This is a genomic window from Moorena producens PAL-8-15-08-1, from assembly GCF_001767235.1.
Lineage (GTDB): Bacteria > Cyanobacteriota > Cyanobacteriia > Cyanobacteriales > Coleofasciculaceae > Moorena > Moorena producens_A.
Genome location: NZ_CP017599.1, coordinates 8921435 through 8937262, shown reverse-complemented (window position 1 = coordinate 8937262; position 15828 = coordinate 8921435). Strand labels below are relative to the sequence as shown.

Genomic DNA, 15828 nt, shown 5'->3' with positions numbered 1-15828 from the left:
ATTACTCCAGGCGTTGGCTTCTGACTTAATCTTTCTCACATAGGCCATGCGGCTAACTACCTACTCAAGAATCGACCTTCTTGAGAGCACCTATGGAGTTATTTCGTTCCTGATAACCATTCTCTGGACTTTTAGGGTGATACTCTCCACCGGGAACTTAGTGAAATCATTATAAAAGTGACTAACCTTATAATCCTTTATGTTCCGTTAGCTTTTTGCTTGTAGCGTGTCAGCTTGTTTCGCTACTTGAGACTGACGATGGTTCTGGTGTATCTTCCTTGCGTACCCATGAGTTCAACTGCCTGTTACTAACTCCACCTTTAGCTGGTAGAGCTTCACTATTCGACCCCGCTTTAACCTAGAGTTTGTTACTTCTCAGTGATTAGGGGTAGGGCTGTCACTCGGATTTCACGAGGGTCAGAAGTTACCGAAAGAATAGTGCAGCCTTTATGGTCAGCAGGTTAGGCATCATAGGAGTAAGGTTTTGTACTAAGGCTGCACTATTCTAAGGTTTTGTCTCCGGGTTGGTATTTCACCAACATGGTTATCAAGTTGTCAAGGTTCAGTTACCTTGCGACTAATCTCCCATACCTTTATAGGGTGTGGTTTCTAGTCAACGAATCGCACAGTCACTTGTTTCCTCAAGGGGTGGGTTTTCACCACCATCCGAAGGACAGTTAGAACTTTTGAGGTTAATTACCTCGCGAGTCCCCCTAGTCATACCCCTCCTGTTTCAGGAGGTTCCTCCTAGGAACGAGCCGCACTTACAATCGGCATTGATCAGGTGTCCAAAAGAAGTTTTGTACAGCCCACGCCTCATCCTTCTACCTGATGCTTTCCATCCACTGGGTTTTTCACCGTGTTTTGGTAATGGGTCATCATCCAGAAAAGACGCCTTACTGGTGTACGACTCTTCAGTAATTGTTAGCTTGATACCATATTCGGAACAAAGTTGTTTCAGTCTTTCGATTAACCTTTTAGTGGGGATGACTACAAAGTTTTGATTTCCTAGTCGCCCCATATTTAAAGAATCTTTTTGACGTTCGTTCCACCCGATAATTAAATTTCCAATGCGGTCACAAAGGCAGCGATTGATTATAAACCTAGCTGCTTTATTTATCGCATCCCTGATCTGATTGTTTCGTTTTCTTTGCACTCGTGCTAGGTTCGCATCCCAGTAAAACTCAGGTTTACCGGTTTTATACTTCGCGACTAATCTGGCATAACCTTGATTCATTGATTTGAGTTTGCGGCCATCAATGATTAGGCTTTTTCCTTGGGTTGAGACACCAGTTAGCCAGTTATCACCACCGTGGTCAAAACTCCACGCTTGGGAATAGTCTAGGTTAGGATTATTTTCGATCAACTGCTTCTCATCATCAATAACCCAGTCAATCCATAATTGTCCTAGGTACGGGCGAACAGTTACCTCTTTAACCCAATCTGGATCTATAAACCCGGGCGGCTCAAGTGTAATCTCCGTAAGTAATTCTGGTTTGCTCTCTTTACTGATTGACGGGTAAAATAAGCCATTCTTATAAGTCAGCGCTTGCCGAGGAAAAGTAACAGCAGCCAGTCCCCCTTTCTGGCGGTATCTGAGGAGCCTTGGTCTATCTACCTGACCTTTATAGTAAAGACTAACTAGCTGGTTATAACTAGTAATTGATTCGGCTACAGATTTGAGGGTTTGCTGTGCGGACTGAGCAGCCATTGCTTTGTAGTGAGAGCTATCTTTAAGACTTTTGCACAATTCTGCGTATTTAACGCTACACTTGTAAGTTTTCCAGCCGTATCTTAGATCATCCCCTTTCCAGTAAGTCGTAAATGCTTCGGGCTGCTGTTCTAGCCAACCATAATGTTTTTGTTTGGAGTAATACGTAGCACAATTCCATAAGCTATTGGCCTGTTCGCACTGAAATAGCCAAAAAGCATTTTCTTCATCTGAGAACTTGGCTTTTAATGGAATTGTTTTGTACACGTCACTATCACCTCCTTCTTTATATTATAACTTATTTGAATGGATACGGTAAAGACGAAACCTTAGAATAAGGCAGCCTTTCTGGTTGGTCGGCTATGAGAAAAGGGTTAAAACTATTTGATTAAGGCTGCCTTATTCTTACGGTAACTTCAAAGGGTAAACCCCGTCGCGGGAGTTTCATCCCCCCTTTAGAAAAGGGGGGCTCTCACGTTCCCGGATCTTTTGGTAGGCATCTTGCCTGCCAGAAAGTGAAACGGGCTTGATGCCCATTCCACGGCCTGATGCTGAAACCGGCTTGATGCCTATTCCACGGCCTGATGCTGAAACCGGCTTGATGCCCATTCCACCCCTGATGCCCATTCCACAAAACTCTTAAAATAATTCCATTATTAAGCAACGCGAAAATTTTTGGGTCAGCCAAATGCCTTGGAGATCTGGTTTCTGACGATTAGATGCGAATGCCCTTAAAATAACACTTATCTGACTTTCTCCCACCTGCAATCTGCAAGCTAAAATCTTTTTTTCAGGAAGCTTGTCCCTCATCTTTACATACGAGAAAGAGCAGTAATCTTGGCCAGCTTGTCTCGCTCCAGAAACTGTAATTCCTCTTGATTGAGCCATCCCTCTTTGAGCAACCTGGCAAAGACGAAGATCAGAGATGAATACCTGTAGTCGTACTTACCATCGATATCATGCCTCCTCGTACTCAATAAGTCGTGCAACTGCCACACTCCGTCAATTTCAGAAATCTCACTCCCTTTTTGCTTAACTTCCTCAATTAAAGTCTTGATTTCTCGATTATAAGCTTTTTTAAAAGCCTCCTGAGCTCCTTTCTTTTCACACTCAGACCAGTTACTCTCACTCATGCCCTTTTTAAAAAAAATATTTAATATAAATAGATACCATATAGGGAGTATCCTTTGCAAGAGAATACTCACCTACTTTTTTGCTGATTGGTTAATTGACTCCCACAGGGATCTATGACTCTTTCGGACTGACTATGCCAAACTGTTAGTTAAAACGATTCCAAAGGTAGCTATAACTGGATTTTATCACTGGAATTTCTAAAGCAACGGTCAGGAATATCCAACATTATTGCCTAGCCATAGTGTTGGACATCATAGGAAGCAATTTAGCATAACAGGTACGGAAGAGCCAGATTGATTCTAGCGAGCTAAGTTTAACAGTTCCTTCGGGGATGCCAACAAATCAATCGCCACGAAGAAAATCTTGTCGTCTGGGTTTAGCAAAAAGCGCCAAGCAACATTCATGCCGACTTCACCACCAAACCAAGGAGTTTGCACTTTCCCAGTCACTTTAATTTGAGTATAGTTGTCCTCTGCTGGTTCAGAGACTCCCCGTTCTGGAATTAACTTGAGGTTTTGGCATTCTTCTCGGAAAAACCGCAGCACGTTATCCTTGCCAACAATCGGCCTTTGGAAGGGAGGTTGCAAAGCCCCATCAGCAGTAAACAGGGTAATCAGCGTGTCAAAATCGTTGGCATTTAAGTTGTTCATGTATTTGAGTACAGTGGGATTCGTCACCCCCTCAATCTTGACTTGAGTCCGCTGGGATATTTCTTTGGGTGGCACCACGGGTTCTGATACTCGGGTATAGCTGCCCAATTTACTCGAACTGAAGCCCATATCAACTACACAATTACGCAATACCGTAATTTGCTGACCGGGATCAAGTCCTTCAATGGTTGCCAGCACCGCTGAAGCATTGGCAGAAAGCTGATAGCCTTTGGGAATAGGAGCGACAAGTCCCTCGTCCATCCACTTTCCTAGCTGATACCAAAACCCTAGCTTGATATTGACAGACCAGGTAGCATAGGTACGGCAAATAGGGGTATCAGCGCGGTTAGCTAGGTCACACATGGCTTGGCTTTGCTGCATCGGGGTCATGTCCCGAATTTCATTCAGGGTATTCTCGGCCAACACCATGCTCGCTGCTCCAAGGGCAGCAACGGTAATGGTCTTACCCATTTCCAGGTAAGCGAACCAAATCAGAGCGAGTTGGTCTTCAGCACTTAGCTGATTGAACCGAGCAATGGTAGCTGGAACAACATCAGCAGATAGAGTCCCGGGAAAGATGCCACGAGCTGATTCAATACTAAATGGCATAGGTTTGCCTCAACTAGTTTTAAAAAAAAACTACCATGATTTTGTCCCCTAGGATACAAATCGTGGCTGTTCTCTGCGCCGATAAATCTTAGGTAACTGCCACCAGGGAATGTCTGGATGTTCGTGATGTTCTTGATGATAGCCAAAGTGATAGCAGGTAATGAATGACCAAAACAGCGGAAGTTGATTGCTTTGAGCACGATGGGGATGGCGATATCCTCCCTTGGGTTCCCGATGAGGTAGGAAGGTACCAAAATAAAACAATTGCAGGGAACTCAACATTGAGGGCACCAAGACAAAGAAAAAGAGATTGAGTGGAGAGACCTGCAATCCATACCAGATCAGGCTAAGAATGGCAAGCAAGCTCCCTAGTCGCTTCCAACTCCAGTAATTTTTCATAAAGTGAGAATACCAAGGCCAAAAACTACCATTTCTCCCGTCATGGAAATCTGGGTCGAGAGAACTGGCAGGATAGCGGTGGTGCAACCAATGCTCAGCCAATAGTTTTTTATAGGAAAAAAGACCGTATAGCTTGATAGCAGCAGAACCGATGAGATGATTGAGTTTAAGGTTGTGGGGGCAAACTAGCCCGTGCATCCCTTCGTGGGCAGTAATGAATAAACCTGTGTAAAGAAAAGTCTGCCACCAGATCCCTAGTAAGATTTGTACTGGATGGCTCTGAGAAATTTCCCAGGTGAATAAGAATAACAGAGAGCTTGTCCACAGCCCAATAATGCTCAAGGCAATGGCGATGCCTTGAATCTTTTCCTGAACTGTGCTCCCCGGTGTGACATTGATTGAATGTGGCATAAAAGGTGGTGAGACTGTTTGCGGTTTTCTGTTTTGTGTCAAATTCCCTGACCGTCAGGAGAAATTGACTCGCATCACAGAGTACCTATTGCTTTTGGCTTTTGATTGTGAACATACTCTCAAAGGCAAGAGGCAAGAGGCAAGAGGCAAGAGGGGAAAGAAAGCCGGAATTTTATTGTCCAATAAAAAAAGACCATACAGGTTTACATCTCAAATACAAACACTATATATTTTCTCCTGTTCCCTACTCACTACTCCCTACTCCCTAAAAAAATGACTAAAAACTTGATTCCCCACAGTGAAGCTCCTGCTTCTCCTCAAGAAACGCTACCTACCATGTACAAACTGGCGAGTGATAATCCGGAGGAACCTGGTTTGCCAGAGGAATTTCACGATTTACAACCCGAATTATTAAGTCGCACCTTTCGTTGTCAGTATTACCGGAAGTATTTATTGGTACAGATTGAAATCTTTACTATGATGTGCGCCATCCTCAATGGTATAAACGCCCGGATTAGTTTTTAGTGGTGGCAGTTCCCCGTTTATACGAAGGCACTGATATTAGATCTAGCTATGTAATTTGGCAAGAGGGAGTTAATCCCTTTGTAATTGTGGAATTGCTGTCACCGACAATTATAAAGGGATTTGGGGGATAAGCTAGAGCAAGAACCTCAAGCATCTACAGTTGCTGGAAATAGTGGTACTATTCAAATACATGATAGTAATAAAAATACTACTAATAGCAGTTAGTATACCCACAAAACTATTCATTAAAATTTGGAAGTATATCAGCAACGAGTACGGGTACATTATTATATAGTGTTTAGTCGCTATACCAACCAAATTCGGTTTTTCAAATTAATCGGAGCTGGTTACCAAGAGCAAGGTATTTTAGCTGAGCCACCCCAGATTTGGATTCCAGAACTAGACATAGGTGTGGGATTGTGGTGGGGAGAGTATGCGGGGATAACTCGTAATTGGTTGCGCTGGTGTGATGGTTCCGGAAATTGGCTTCTGACGGATACAGAACAAGAACGGGCAGCAAAAGAACAAGCCCAGCAACAAGTGAAACAAATTGTAGTCAATCTGTTGAAATCAGGGATGGATGTTGAACAAGTTGCTAATATAACTGGAGTTGATCGGGATGAAGTTATATCATTTTCAGAGCAGTATTAAGTAACGCCGAAAAAGTTAAAGGAGTTAACGATGGAAACCAGAGCATTAGGGACTTCGGAGGTAAAAATCACCCCGATTATCATGGGCACTTGGCAGGCCGGTAAAGCTATGTGGGTAGGTATTGAAGATGCTGAGACCATAAAAGGGCTGCGAGCAGGATTTGAGGCGGGGATAACTACGGTTGATACTGCAGAAATTTACGGGCAGGGTCACTCGGAACAAATTGTTGGTCAGGCTCTAGCAGAAGTACGCGACCAAGTGGTTTATGCTACCAAAGTGTTTCCAAATCATCTTAAATATGACCAGGTGATCGAGGCTTGTGAGGGTTCCTTGAAAAACCTGAAGACAGATTATATCGACCTCTACCAGATTCACTGGCCTTCTGGCACCTTTGGAAGTGAGGTAGTGCCAATTGAGGAAACCATGAGGGCTCTCAATACGTTGAAAGAGCAAGGCAAAATTCGGGCAATTGGAGTCTCCAATTTTTCCCGCAGCCAGTTAGCAGAAGCTTCTCAATACGGACGAATTGATAGCCTGCAGCCTCCCTACTCTCTGTTTTGGCGTCAGGTGGAGCAAGATGCTATGCCTTTCTGTGTAGAGCACAATATCTCGATTATTGCCTATTCTTCCTTAGCTCAGGGATTATTAACTGGCAAGTTTGGTCCAGAGCACACCTTTGAGGAAGGGGATCATCGCAGCAAAAATAAGTTGTTCAACGGTGATAACTATCAACGAGCACAGCAAGCATTAGCTCAGCTACGACCAATTGCAGAGCGTCATCAGTGTACCCTGGCTCAGTTGTCTCTGGCATGGTTGATGTCTCAGCCACAAAGTAATGCGATCGCAGGATTCCGAAATAGTGACCAAGCTATTCAAAATGCTCAAGCCGTTGAGGTTAAGCTGTCTGCTGATGAGCTACAAGACATTGATCAGATTGGACGGTTGGTTACCGATCATATAGATGATAATCCAGTGATGTGGGATTTTTAAGGGTCAGCGCTCAGCGCTCAGCGGTCAGCCGTCAGCCGTGGCACAGGCTTTGGCCTTTGGCCACGCTGTGCGAACGACACTGGGACTTCACTGAGATTAAACCAATGCTTACCGGTTTTATTCAAATGCTGATAACTGATTGCTGATTGCTGATTGCTGATTGCTTACTGTCAGTAACCAAAACTATTTCCCAGATAGTTGTTTATACTATCTGGGGATTAAAGGCAATTAACAGTGATAACCCAAGTTGATCAATTTAGAATATTCAGTTTTAATCGTCCTTAGCCTCTTTAACTAACTTGGTTATCGCTTCGATAATTGTTTTTGAGTAGACAGTTAGGGCAATGACTGCGGCCACTGCTGTGCCACCTTGGATCAGGGGGATAAGTGGAGCGCCAGGAGGTGTATCGGGAGTTGATGCACCTGTTGATGTACTAACAACCTGGCTAAGGTTCACATTGAAATGGGGATTTTGATGTGATATCATGCAAGACCAACGGCTCTTGAAGAGCATAGATAGTGTGTATTCGTTGTTAGAATGACAGCAGCCAGAAACGGCGTGCAAAACTGATTCTGGCTGAGTCTTTCTAGCATGGTAAGTGCAATAAAAATTTAGCCAAAATGTGGTACAGGGATGGTAAATAGTTCCTTTGTTCTGCAAGTTTGACCTACTCCCTGTATTTTTTGGTAACTTATGGCCTGAAATTATCACCCAGTAATGATTTCAGATTACATGCTACCCTTCCAGTGAGTTTTGACTTAAAAGAAAATCCTACCACTAGTATAAATTGCAAGAAAAATCCGTAAATGTCACTATCAAAATAGGAATTTTCATAAAAATTTTATAAAAATTAATTTATGAAAAATTTATTGACTTGATACTGAGCAAAAATATATTATTATAATGATTTGTGAAATATATTGCCCAAAGCGAACTCTATAACCCTTGCCCAGCAACGATTCCATATTTTTATGATTTTACAAATGATTTAGGATTGCTAAAGCTTATGGCTGATAGCTAATAGCTGATGGATGAATACTTAGGTTTACTGATCAACCTATGGCAGAGGCAAATAAACAATGCGGTCTTGGTACTCATTGTCTTCAGAGGCAAGAGCTGCTATGATTAACTCCTCAAGATTTTCTCCAATAGTCAAATTAGGGTTAAGAATAAAAATACCTGGTATGTGGTGATCTTGTGCTAGGTGGTCAGTTAAGTGAACTGGCATGGAAGTCCGGTTATTGGTTACCAGCACAAAGTTATTTTCCTCGCACCAGTCAAGAATTTCTGGATCTAGAGTACCTTTAGGTGGTGTTTCCGATTCTCCCACCACTTTGATCACAATACTGGGTTCTCTTCGTCTAATTTGTGTAGGATAGAGAGAATTAACATTTTCATCAATTAGATAGTTAATACTCATTCCCTTGTTCCCTAGCTTCATAAATGTTGAATCCCGAGAGTTATGTACCTAAAATTAGATACACTACACCTATAACACACCAGATAGCTTCACGAGAACACCATCTTATCAAACCAATGTACATAGCTAATATTTTCACACATAAAAGCTTGTAAATATCGAAGCTTATCTAATAATTTACTTCCAAATTCATGAGGAATATTAACCAATTGTAATAACAGGTAAGCGATCAGACAGCTATATATTTGTATTTCAATACCATTAATATTTTTGGTTATTAATCTTTCGAGTTTCAGATGCATTTTCAAAAACTTCCAGAACAACTCTATTTGCCACCGCAAACGATAAAAATCTGCAATCTCTTCATTACTTCTTCCTGCTTCACCTGTTTCTGGTAGGTTAGTCACTAGTCTAAATTCAGTTTTAGTTTCGAGGTCACAAAAGTTTACTAATCTCACTTTTACTTGATCTTTACCTGTTCCAATTATGTACTGGCCATCCTCCAACATTTCTAGCTTAAAATTGTTATTAATTCTTAAGACAAAATAACGATTTTCTTTGGTTTTTAGATTTTGGATTCTAGCCAGACTCGAAAATCCTCTATCCATTACGCTGACTCCTTTATCTGGAGTTGATTCTATTGTGCTATCGCCATATTTACTATCGTGACCTTGACCAAAATGAATCATTATTCCTCCTGGTTCTGCTGTTAACAAATTTAAACCACTGAATAGTTTAACTTGATGAAAACCTTGACTCCATAACAGCTTACTAGTTAAGGTCACTATTGTTGAATCTATAGGAAATAATGCTAATTTATTTTTGCCTATTTTTTGGTTTTTATTCAGACTTTTTCTTAAGTCAATGAACAAATTATAAAACACCATTGGATTTCTAACTTTGCTCGCCTTAGAGAAAGTCGATATGTCTACGTCTATACCACGTACATTCAAACGCTTGAATAAACTCCTCATACTAGTTTGACTCTGTTCGCGTAGCGTGGCCTTTTGGCCAATCTAATACAAAGTCTAACCAGGTTGATACAAATAGGAAAGTATTGAGGACTGGATAATCATCAGTAGGTAGTTTTCCTAGGTATTTTTTGACGATTTGTGGAAAATTTGATATCATCGAATTAACATTATTATATTTTTATTTAGCCTCTATTTTATCAAATTAGAGGCTATTTGTCTAGGTTTTTAACTATCATTCAACATTTCTGCCCTAGCTTTTCTTATTGCTCTTAATTGGCGCAGTTTCTCGGAAACAGGAGGCGGATTGAGTCGTTGCTGCTCCCTCATAGTGTGACCATGAAAGAGCCAGTCTTTCATATATTCGCTCACAGCGTTTTGATTTTGCAGGTAATAGAGGATAGTAGCGTAGACTTGTTCTAGGGTTAATGATGTATAAGCTTGAGCAATTTCTTCTGGGGTTTTATGACAGTCTAGATAGTCATATAATATGGTTTCAATACCAATTCTTGTTCCTTTAAGGCGAATATCAGTAGGAGCAAGAAAGTTGAAATAGTCTGTTAAAGCTTGATTTGACATGATCATTAGGTCAATAAACTAGTAAGTTTTATTGTAAACAGAAGTCTTTAGGTTATTGATGTGTAAACCCCGACAGTGACGTAGGGTGCGTTAGGGAAGGGCTCGCCCTCATTTTCTCCATAGCCAGCGTTAGGTTGCTGCCCGTAACGCACCACGGTGTCTACCTGTTTACGACTATCCCTAGGGTGAATAACCTTCAAGATTACTACCACATAATCGATCCAACAACTCCCTGGGAATAGCATCGAAATTTTCTAACAAAAAGTCCATCAGGGCAAGATGTCGTAAGACGTCAGCAGCAGGAGCTTTATAACGCTTAGTGCCAGCAAACCAGCTGTTAACTGTTGCGATGGAGCGGGAGCAGATTAATGCCATATCTTCTCGACTGACCTCCCATTTCGAGATGAATTCCTTTGGTGTCATGGCCAGTTGCCAGTTACTGTACAGTTGAATCAGAATTCGGTCTAGGTCAGTTAGGGGACGAGGATAGGATTTTGAGCGAGTGGGTTTCTTCCCTGCTAGTTGTGCCAGGCGATCTAGGTATCGCTGATAGTAGATAGCATGATCAGTTGAGCGTTTTTTTGCCATCATGGAATTAGCTCCAATGTACTTGGGGAATAAGCCGCGCTGTTGGAATGATGGTCTCAAGAAGCGCGGCTTTTTGTCCGATAATCATATCGAAACATTAGACATTTTTATTATTACTAATAAAATCCAAATTGTCAATATTATTTTTTTAATTATTTACAGAGCTTAACAAATTAAATATTTTTTTATTGCCAATTTTAACGATTAGATATTAATTAAAATTATGGAGCAGTAATTTAATCAAGTAATATAGCCTTTTTAAAATAGCCGATGGAAACAATATTGTTTCCATCTTGCCTATTGCCTATTGCCTATTGCCTATTGCCTATTGCCTTTTGCCTACTCCCTACTCCCTACTCCCTACTCCCTATCCAAAATACATTTCGCCTCCAAAACCACCAATCCCTTAGTTTCAAACACCGAACAGGATGCCATCACTTGTTCCAAAGCAGGTTTTATCCCTTGTTCAAGTTGTTGAATAGCATGATTAGCGGCTGGCTGATACTGCTTCAACCATTTGCGATCTTTAATAGCATCAGCCTTTAACTCGATTGGGTTTAATACCCAAAAATCAATATCATAGGTTTTAATAAACTCCTTAACAACGGAGAGATTAGCACTATATTGGGCATCAATTAAATCTAGAGTGCGTTGTCGAAATTTATGATAATATCCGACGTGGTAAGGAATAGCATATTCACTCGCTACCAAAACCGAACGCTGAGCAAAGGTGGGGATATTATTCATCTCTGGAGACAGAGAAGCAATTAAGCTATCTTTCGGTTGTTGTTGAAAAAAATTATACAAGGATGGAGTATCCCCGACTTTATAGGCAGTAATCGGAAAATCATCCACAAAACTAGGATAGAATACTAAGCCTGCTGCAATTATCGTAGTAGTTGCTATTGCGATAACTTTAGGTATAGAAAAAATTCCCGAAAAACCGCTTTGACTAGGCTGGCTTGCCCACTTCAATACGCTATCAATCAGAATGATAAAAACTATGCCAGCACTTAGCACCATGATCACTCTCAGACTATGTTGAGTATAGCGACTAGGAAGATGCAATTTAAATAGCAAACCATGAGCAGCAACAAACATCCCGAGAGACGCTATCACCATCTGGAGCAAAAGGGTAATCTCTTTACTGATCTGCTTGACTAAAGGAAATTTATTGGGAAATAAGGGCAAGAGCAGCAGTAAAAATCCCGCGCCATTTGTAGCTGGAGTAAGAATCGAAGTCAGACGAATTCCGCTTCTGCCTTTTAACCAAAACTTAGCGGGATCATCGTCATAAAAAAAACGCGATCGCCCCCCTGGAAAAAACTCTGGTAACTGTCTGGCTTCAGCGACAGAAATCACTGGACCAAACTCATTGGTTTTCAGAGCATAGGGCAGCATCACCAAAAAAGCTACTATCAATCCCGCCAGACACAACCAACGTCGCTGTTGGGATAAGCCTAACTTACCATTGCGCCATTCAAATAGTCGTAAAACTAAGGTACCGGAAGAGATAAAGACTAACTGGGGATAGAATAGACCTTGGAGTGCGATCGCACCCAAACAAAACCACAATGACCCCCGCACTAGGTAATACATAAACCCCAACAATAGGGGATAGACAAACGCCTTCGGTGTTCCAGACACCACTGTATCCGTCATTCCCAAGGCTTGAGACAGCAACAGGGTAGCACTAAAGGCAGCTGCTGGTACTGGGAACAATTCCAGACATACCCAAAAGCAATAGCTAGCGCTAACCAGATTCAACACTACCGGTAAGAGTTTGTTAAATAGCAATGGATTAACACCCAATGCTGCTATCACTCGATAAACTGTAGTGTAGCCAGCTGGAGCAACCGTTTGAAAGTAATCAGCAATTAAGTCTTTAGGAAACAGCTCTGGATCAAGAAATCGCATCATCCAAAATATATGTTGTCGTGCATCATCTTGGACAATATACTCACCACTGAATGCTTCCCGTAGTGCTAGCAAGCTATACACTACCGTAAAGGTTAGGCTGAGGCTAAACCAAAAGATAACTTGAGGAGTAAATCGTTTATTACAAGGAGTTGTGAGTAATCTTTGAATAGGGGTAATCATTTAGTAAGGGGAGTAGGGAATCGGGAGTCGGGAGTCGGGAATCGGGAGTCGGGAGTCGAGAATCGAGAATCGGGAGTCGGGAATCGGGAATCGGGAATCGGGAAAAAATCTGGTGTATCTAATTACTATGAGAATCCTTATTCTAGTCAATTAAGATCACCTTAAACCGGTTAACCTACCCTACGGCAACGCCAAAGGCGAACAACCTTTAACCAAATAATCCTGATTGAGTAAAAAAATTTAGGAAGAATAGCAGTGGTGTTTGCAGTTGGAATTCAAGGGGATCAAGACGTTTGTCATGCTGTTTCTTCACGCTCCTTGTTTCTATCAGGGCTATCATTATGCCAATACAGGTGCTTAGATGTCCAAAGTGGCTCCAATTAACCACTTGACATCAGCTATCCCACAGGGCTTTCTGGATAGGGAAGTTAATTCTTGGCATGTTGATAACTGATGAGTGGTTTCTGTTTTCAAGCTTGCCCACTCCCTCTGTTTTTGTCAATCCTCTCTATGCCATTGGTATGAAAGGATTATAGTATATTACCTACCGAGCCAATGACAATCAAGAATACCAATTCCAAAAATCACTCTATCAACCTAATTCTTTGGGGATTAGCTTTCCAGTTTATTCCGTTATTAACTTTTGGATTAATTGCAGAAATTTTTAAAAGTTTTTTATACTCATTATCTCCATCTTTAAAGCTAATCATTATTTTACTTATCTTAGGATTATTTTTCTATGGATATGTGTCTATTGTAAAAGGCTGCCGTCTATATATTTACGACAAAGGATATCCAAGTAATTGGGGATGGTTAGGATTATTAAGTTTTTGGGGGTTATCAGTATTATTACTTTTTCCAACAAAGAAAACTAAATTTGATTCAGAAAAGTCCTTGGCTAAGGACTCAATAAATGCCCCCTTTAATAAGTTTAATATTCCTGAGTTTTTCTTATTTTGGTTTCTAGGTTTTCCAATTTACATCTTGACAATAGTCAGATTGTTTTATTTGGTGAATAACAGGGATTTTAGTGAGATTATCAAAAATGCAAATTTTAATACAGTAATTAGTGTAATTATATGGTTAATTATCGGATTATTTTTATTTTTTAATCTCCGAAGAGTTGGATTCGATTTAATAAAATTTGGCATTTTCAATTTGGTTATTGTAAAGCAAACTAGTAATTTAAAATTAATGATTTTAATAGTTTTTTTTGAATATACTTTTGCTGAGAACTTTAATTCGCTAAATTTATATTATATTTCATTTATTTTTCCAGATTATGTTGAAAAATTAATTAATGACTCATATTTCACAAATATCATAGGGATACTATTTTGGAGCTTTTTAGTTATTGTTTGTGCTCCGTTGTTGGAAGAGCTTATTTATCGTGGAATAATCTTGCAGAAGTGGGCCATGAAATGGGGTATCAAAGCTGGAATAGTTACCTCATCTTTATTATTCGCCATTTACCATTGTCGATTCGATATTGTATGGTTGTTCATTTTAGGAACTATATGTTGTGTTTTATACTTTAAGACTGGCCAATTAATAGTACCAATCATTTTTCATGGTCTTCACAATACTATTTGGACAATTTTTAGAATTGGACACTACTATAGTAGATTAAACGGTGAATTAATTTCGATAAACGATTATCAAGCTTCAATGGAACCATTATTAGGTCAAAAAGCAGTTATAGCAGCTATATCCTTTGCGGTTATCATGGTTTTTTTATATCGAAATTTTCCTAAACAAGATGACATCCTTCCCTACTATAGAAATCCTAAGTGATTCATTAATAGCAATTATTATACTCATGAGGTCAAATTTCTGGGTTTTAGGGAGCAGCGAGCAGGGAGCAGGGAGCAGGGAGCAGGGAGCAGCGAGCAGGGAGCAGGGAGCAGTGAGCAGGGAGCAGGGAGCAGGGAGCAGCGAGCAGGCAAGAGGCAAAAGGCAAAAAATCATGTGTACCTCATAGCTATGAGAAACGCTAAAAATCGTATATAAGGAATCCAACGGGTTAAATTCACCTGTCCTGTTTGGATTAGCGCTACCACCATCCATAAACAGGCATCTTGGTGGAACGGGCATCTTGCCCGTTTCATTTCCAGACCAGCTATCCCAACCCTGACGACGAGGCGAAAAATCAGAGGCTTTCCGCCCCTAACACACCCTACACACTGTTCCCAGATCCGCTGTTCCCAGATCCGCTGCTCCCTACTCCCTACTCCCTACTCCCTACTCCCTAGCTCCAAAAAAAAACCCCCAATCGGGGGATAGTGCATCAAAACTTTGTTAACCAAACTGTGGCGAAAACTAATTAATCAAATACACGATTACAAACAGAATAATCCACACCACATCAACGAAGTGCCAGTAGAGTTCTGCAGCTTCTACACCAAAATGCTCTTCACTGGAGTAGTGCTTTGAATTTAGCGATCGCAATAACACAAACAAAATTAACGCCAGTCCACAAGTAACATGAAGACCATGGAAACCAGTTAAGGCAAAGAAAGAACTGGTAAATAAGTTAGTAGTCAGACCAAAGTCTACATGGGTGTACTCATAGACTTGTCCTCCTAAGAACATCGCACCCATCAGAGCAGTGATTCCAAACCAGAGTCGCAAACCAGAGACATCATTCTTCTTAATAGCACTCTGGCCCCGGTGCATGACGAAACTACTAGTAATCAGGATAATGGTGTTAATTGTTGGCACCAATAATTCTAATTCTGTACCCTCTGGAGGCCAAGCTGGCATGGTCGCTTTATAAATTAAAAAAGCGGCAAACATTCCCAAGAAGGTCATACTATCAGCAGCTAGAAACACCACCAAACCAAACATCCGAAAATCCGGATGCTCCTCGTGATGTACCTCTGCCGCCTCAACCTCATGATGATAGTTGAGGCTAGTTTTAGACGGATCTATCGTTGAGCCTTGCATAAATTCCTTTGAATTAATTTTCAGCTGACATTTGTGCCTGTTGAGCTTCGATTAGGGTAAGTTAGTAGGTTAAATTAAGAATTAAGAATTAAGAATTAAGAATTAAGAATTAAGAATTAAGAATTGAGAATTGAGAATTGAGA

17 protein-coding genes and 1 pseudogene are annotated in these 15828 nt (G+C 40.8%); 6 read left to right on the top strand and 12 right to left on the bottom strand.

The window, feature by feature from the left end; all coding sequences use genetic code 11:
* Positions 1–733 precede the first annotated feature (733 nt).
* The 4 genes from BJP34_RS32840 to crtW form a co-directional block, all read right to left on the bottom strand.
* Positions 734–1978: an RNA-guided endonuclease InsQ/TnpB family protein gene (locus tag BJP34_RS32840; protein WP_229424137.1), complete on the bottom strand. Its 1245-nt coding sequence runs from the start codon at positions 1976–1978 to the stop codon at positions 734–736.
* A 545-nt stretch (positions 1979–2523) separates the two neighbouring features.
* Positions 2524–2844 (bottom strand): hypothetical protein, encoded by a 321-nt coding sequence (locus tag BJP34_RS32835; protein WP_070397010.1) that lies wholly within the window; start codon positions 2842–2844, stop codon positions 2524–2526.
* Positions 2845–3144: 300 nt separating this feature from the next.
* Positions 3145–4104 carry an orange carotenoid-binding protein gene (locus tag BJP34_RS32830; protein ID WP_070395953.1) on the bottom strand — a complete coding sequence of 320 codons (960 nt, stop codon included), beginning with the start codon at positions 4102–4104 and terminating at the stop codon, positions 3145–3147.
* 48 nt (positions 4105–4152) lie between these two features.
* Complete coding sequence (gene crtW / locus BJP34_RS32825; protein WP_070395952.1) at positions 4153–4914, bottom strand: beta-carotene ketolase CrtW; 762 nt, start codon at positions 4912–4914, stop codon at positions 4153–4155.
* Here crtW and BJP34_RS41595 point away from each other — a divergent pair.
* From BJP34_RS41595 to BJP34_RS32815, 4 genes are all read left to right on the top strand, one after another.
* On the top strand, positions 4892–5191 hold the full coding sequence (locus tag BJP34_RS41595) for a hypothetical protein (protein WP_149031304.1): 300 nt from the start codon (positions 4892–4894) through the stop codon (positions 5189–5191). The genes crtW and BJP34_RS41595 overlap by 23 nt on opposite strands.
* A complete protein-coding gene (locus tag BJP34_RS48100; RefSeq protein ID WP_418904085.1) occupies positions 5188–5439 on the top strand; it encodes a hypothetical protein in 252 nt (83 codons plus the stop codon). Before BJP34_RS41595 ends, BJP34_RS48100 begins: the two co-directional genes overlap by 4 nt.
* Before the next feature lie 252 nt (positions 5440–5691).
* Positions 5692–6090: a Uma2 family endonuclease gene (locus tag BJP34_RS48095; protein ID WP_229424136.1), complete on the top strand. Its 399-nt coding sequence runs from the start codon at positions 5692–5694 to the stop codon at positions 6088–6090.
* Between the two features lie 30 nt (positions 6091–6120).
* Complete coding sequence (locus BJP34_RS32815; protein ID WP_070395951.1) at positions 6121–7080, top strand: aldo/keto reductase; 960 nt, start codon at positions 6121–6123, stop codon at positions 7078–7080.
* A gap of 271 nt (positions 7081–7351) precedes the next feature.
* On the opposite strand, the gene BJP34_RS41590 is transcribed toward BJP34_RS32815, so the two are convergent.
* From BJP34_RS41590 to BJP34_RS45065, 7 genes and pseudogenes are all read right to left on the bottom strand, one after another.
* On the bottom strand, positions 7352–7741 hold the full coding sequence (locus tag BJP34_RS41590; protein ID WP_149031303.1) for a hypothetical protein: 390 nt from the start codon (positions 7739–7741) through the stop codon (positions 7352–7354).
* 397 nt (positions 7742–8138) lie between these two features.
* A complete protein-coding gene (locus tag BJP34_RS32805) occupies positions 8139–8501 on the bottom strand; it encodes a DUF5615 family PIN-like protein (protein ID WP_070397009.1) in 363 nt (120 codons plus the stop codon).
* An 89-nt stretch (positions 8502–8590) separates the two neighbouring features.
* Positions 8591–9632, bottom strand: a pseudogene (locus tag BJP34_RS32800) (IS4 family transposase).
* A gap of 68 nt (positions 9633–9700) precedes the next feature.
* Positions 9701–10051 (bottom strand): DUF433 domain-containing protein, encoded by a 351-nt coding sequence (locus BJP34_RS32795; RefSeq protein ID WP_070395949.1) that lies wholly within the window; start codon positions 10049–10051, stop codon positions 9701–9703.
* Positions 10052–10231: 180 nt separating this feature from the next.
* A complete protein-coding gene (locus BJP34_RS32790) occupies positions 10232–10642 on the bottom strand; it encodes a hypothetical protein (RefSeq protein ID WP_324610987.1) in 411 nt (136 codons plus the stop codon).
* A gap of 357 nt (positions 10643–10999) precedes the next feature.
* The gene (locus BJP34_RS32785) at positions 11000–12739 is read right to left on the bottom strand and encodes a hypothetical protein (RefSeq protein WP_070395948.1); all 1740 of its coding nucleotides are present in this window, start codon (positions 12737–12739) and stop codon (positions 11000–11002) included.
* Positions 12740–12889: a hypothetical protein gene (locus BJP34_RS45065; protein WP_158517604.1), complete on the bottom strand. Its 150-nt coding sequence runs from the start codon at positions 12887–12889 to the stop codon at positions 12740–12742.
* Between the two features lie 405 nt (positions 12890–13294).
* Here BJP34_RS45065 and BJP34_RS32780 point away from each other — a divergent pair, with 405 nt between their 5' ends.
* Both BJP34_RS32780 and BJP34_RS45060 read left to right on the top strand, forming a co-directional pair.
* Positions 13295–14533, top strand: a complete 1239-nt coding sequence (locus BJP34_RS32780) for a type II CAAX endopeptidase family protein (protein ID WP_070395947.1) — start codon at positions 13295–13297, stop codon at positions 14531–14533.
* Between the two features lie 287 nt (positions 14534–14820).
* Positions 14821–14991, top strand: coding sequence for a hypothetical protein (locus BJP34_RS45060; protein WP_158517603.1), 171 nt, complete (start codon positions 14821–14823; stop codon positions 14989–14991).
* A 67-nt stretch (positions 14992–15058) separates the two neighbouring features.
* Here the strand turns inward: BJP34_RS45060 and BJP34_RS32770 are convergent, their stop codons facing one another.
* Positions 15059–15685, bottom strand: a complete 627-nt coding sequence (locus BJP34_RS32770; RefSeq protein WP_070395946.1) for a cytochrome c oxidase subunit 3 — start codon at positions 15683–15685, stop codon at positions 15059–15061.
* Positions 15686–15828 lie beyond the last annotated feature (143 nt).

Excerpts from the sequence above, each read along its gene's own strand:
- BJP34_RS32835 (WP_070397010.1), bottom strand. The coding sequence starts at position 2,844 with ATGAGTGAGAGTAACTGGTCTGAGTGTGAAAAGAAAGGAGCTCAGGAG.
- BJP34_RS32830 (WP_070395953.1), bottom strand. The coding sequence starts at position 4,104 with ATGCCATTTAGTATTGAATCAGCTCGTGGCATCTTTCCCGGGACTCTA.
- crtW (WP_070395952.1), bottom strand. The coding sequence starts at position 4,914 with ATGCCACATTCAATCAATGTCACACCGGGGAGCACAGTTCAGGAAAAG.
- BJP34_RS48100 (WP_418904085.1), top strand. The coding sequence starts at position 5,188 with ATGACTAAAAACTTGATTCCCCACAGTGAAGCTCCTGCTTCTCCTCAA.
- BJP34_RS32815 (WP_070395951.1), top strand. The coding sequence starts at position 6,121 with ATGGAAACCAGAGCATTAGGGACTTCGGAGGTAAAAATCACCCCGATT.
- BJP34_RS32805 (WP_070397009.1), bottom strand. The coding sequence starts at position 8,501 with ATGAGTATTAACTATCTAATTGATGAAAATGTTAATTCTCTCTATCCT.
- BJP34_RS32795 (WP_070395949.1), bottom strand. The coding sequence starts at position 10,051 with ATGTCAAATCAAGCTTTAACAGACTATTTCAACTTTCTTGCTCCTACT.
- BJP34_RS32790 (WP_324610987.1), bottom strand. The coding sequence starts at position 10,642 with ATGATGGCAAAAAAACGCTCAACTGATCATGCTATCTACTATCAGCGA.
- BJP34_RS32785 (WP_070395948.1), bottom strand. The coding sequence starts at position 12,739 with ATGATTACCCCTATTCAAAGATTACTCACAACTCCTTGTAATAAACGA.
- BJP34_RS32780 (WP_070395947.1), top strand. The coding sequence starts at position 13,295 with ATGACAATCAAGAATACCAATTCCAAAAATCACTCTATCAACCTAATT.
- BJP34_RS32770 (WP_070395946.1), bottom strand. The coding sequence starts at position 15,685 with ATGCAAGGCTCAACGATAGATCCGTCTAAAACTAGCCTCAACTATCAT.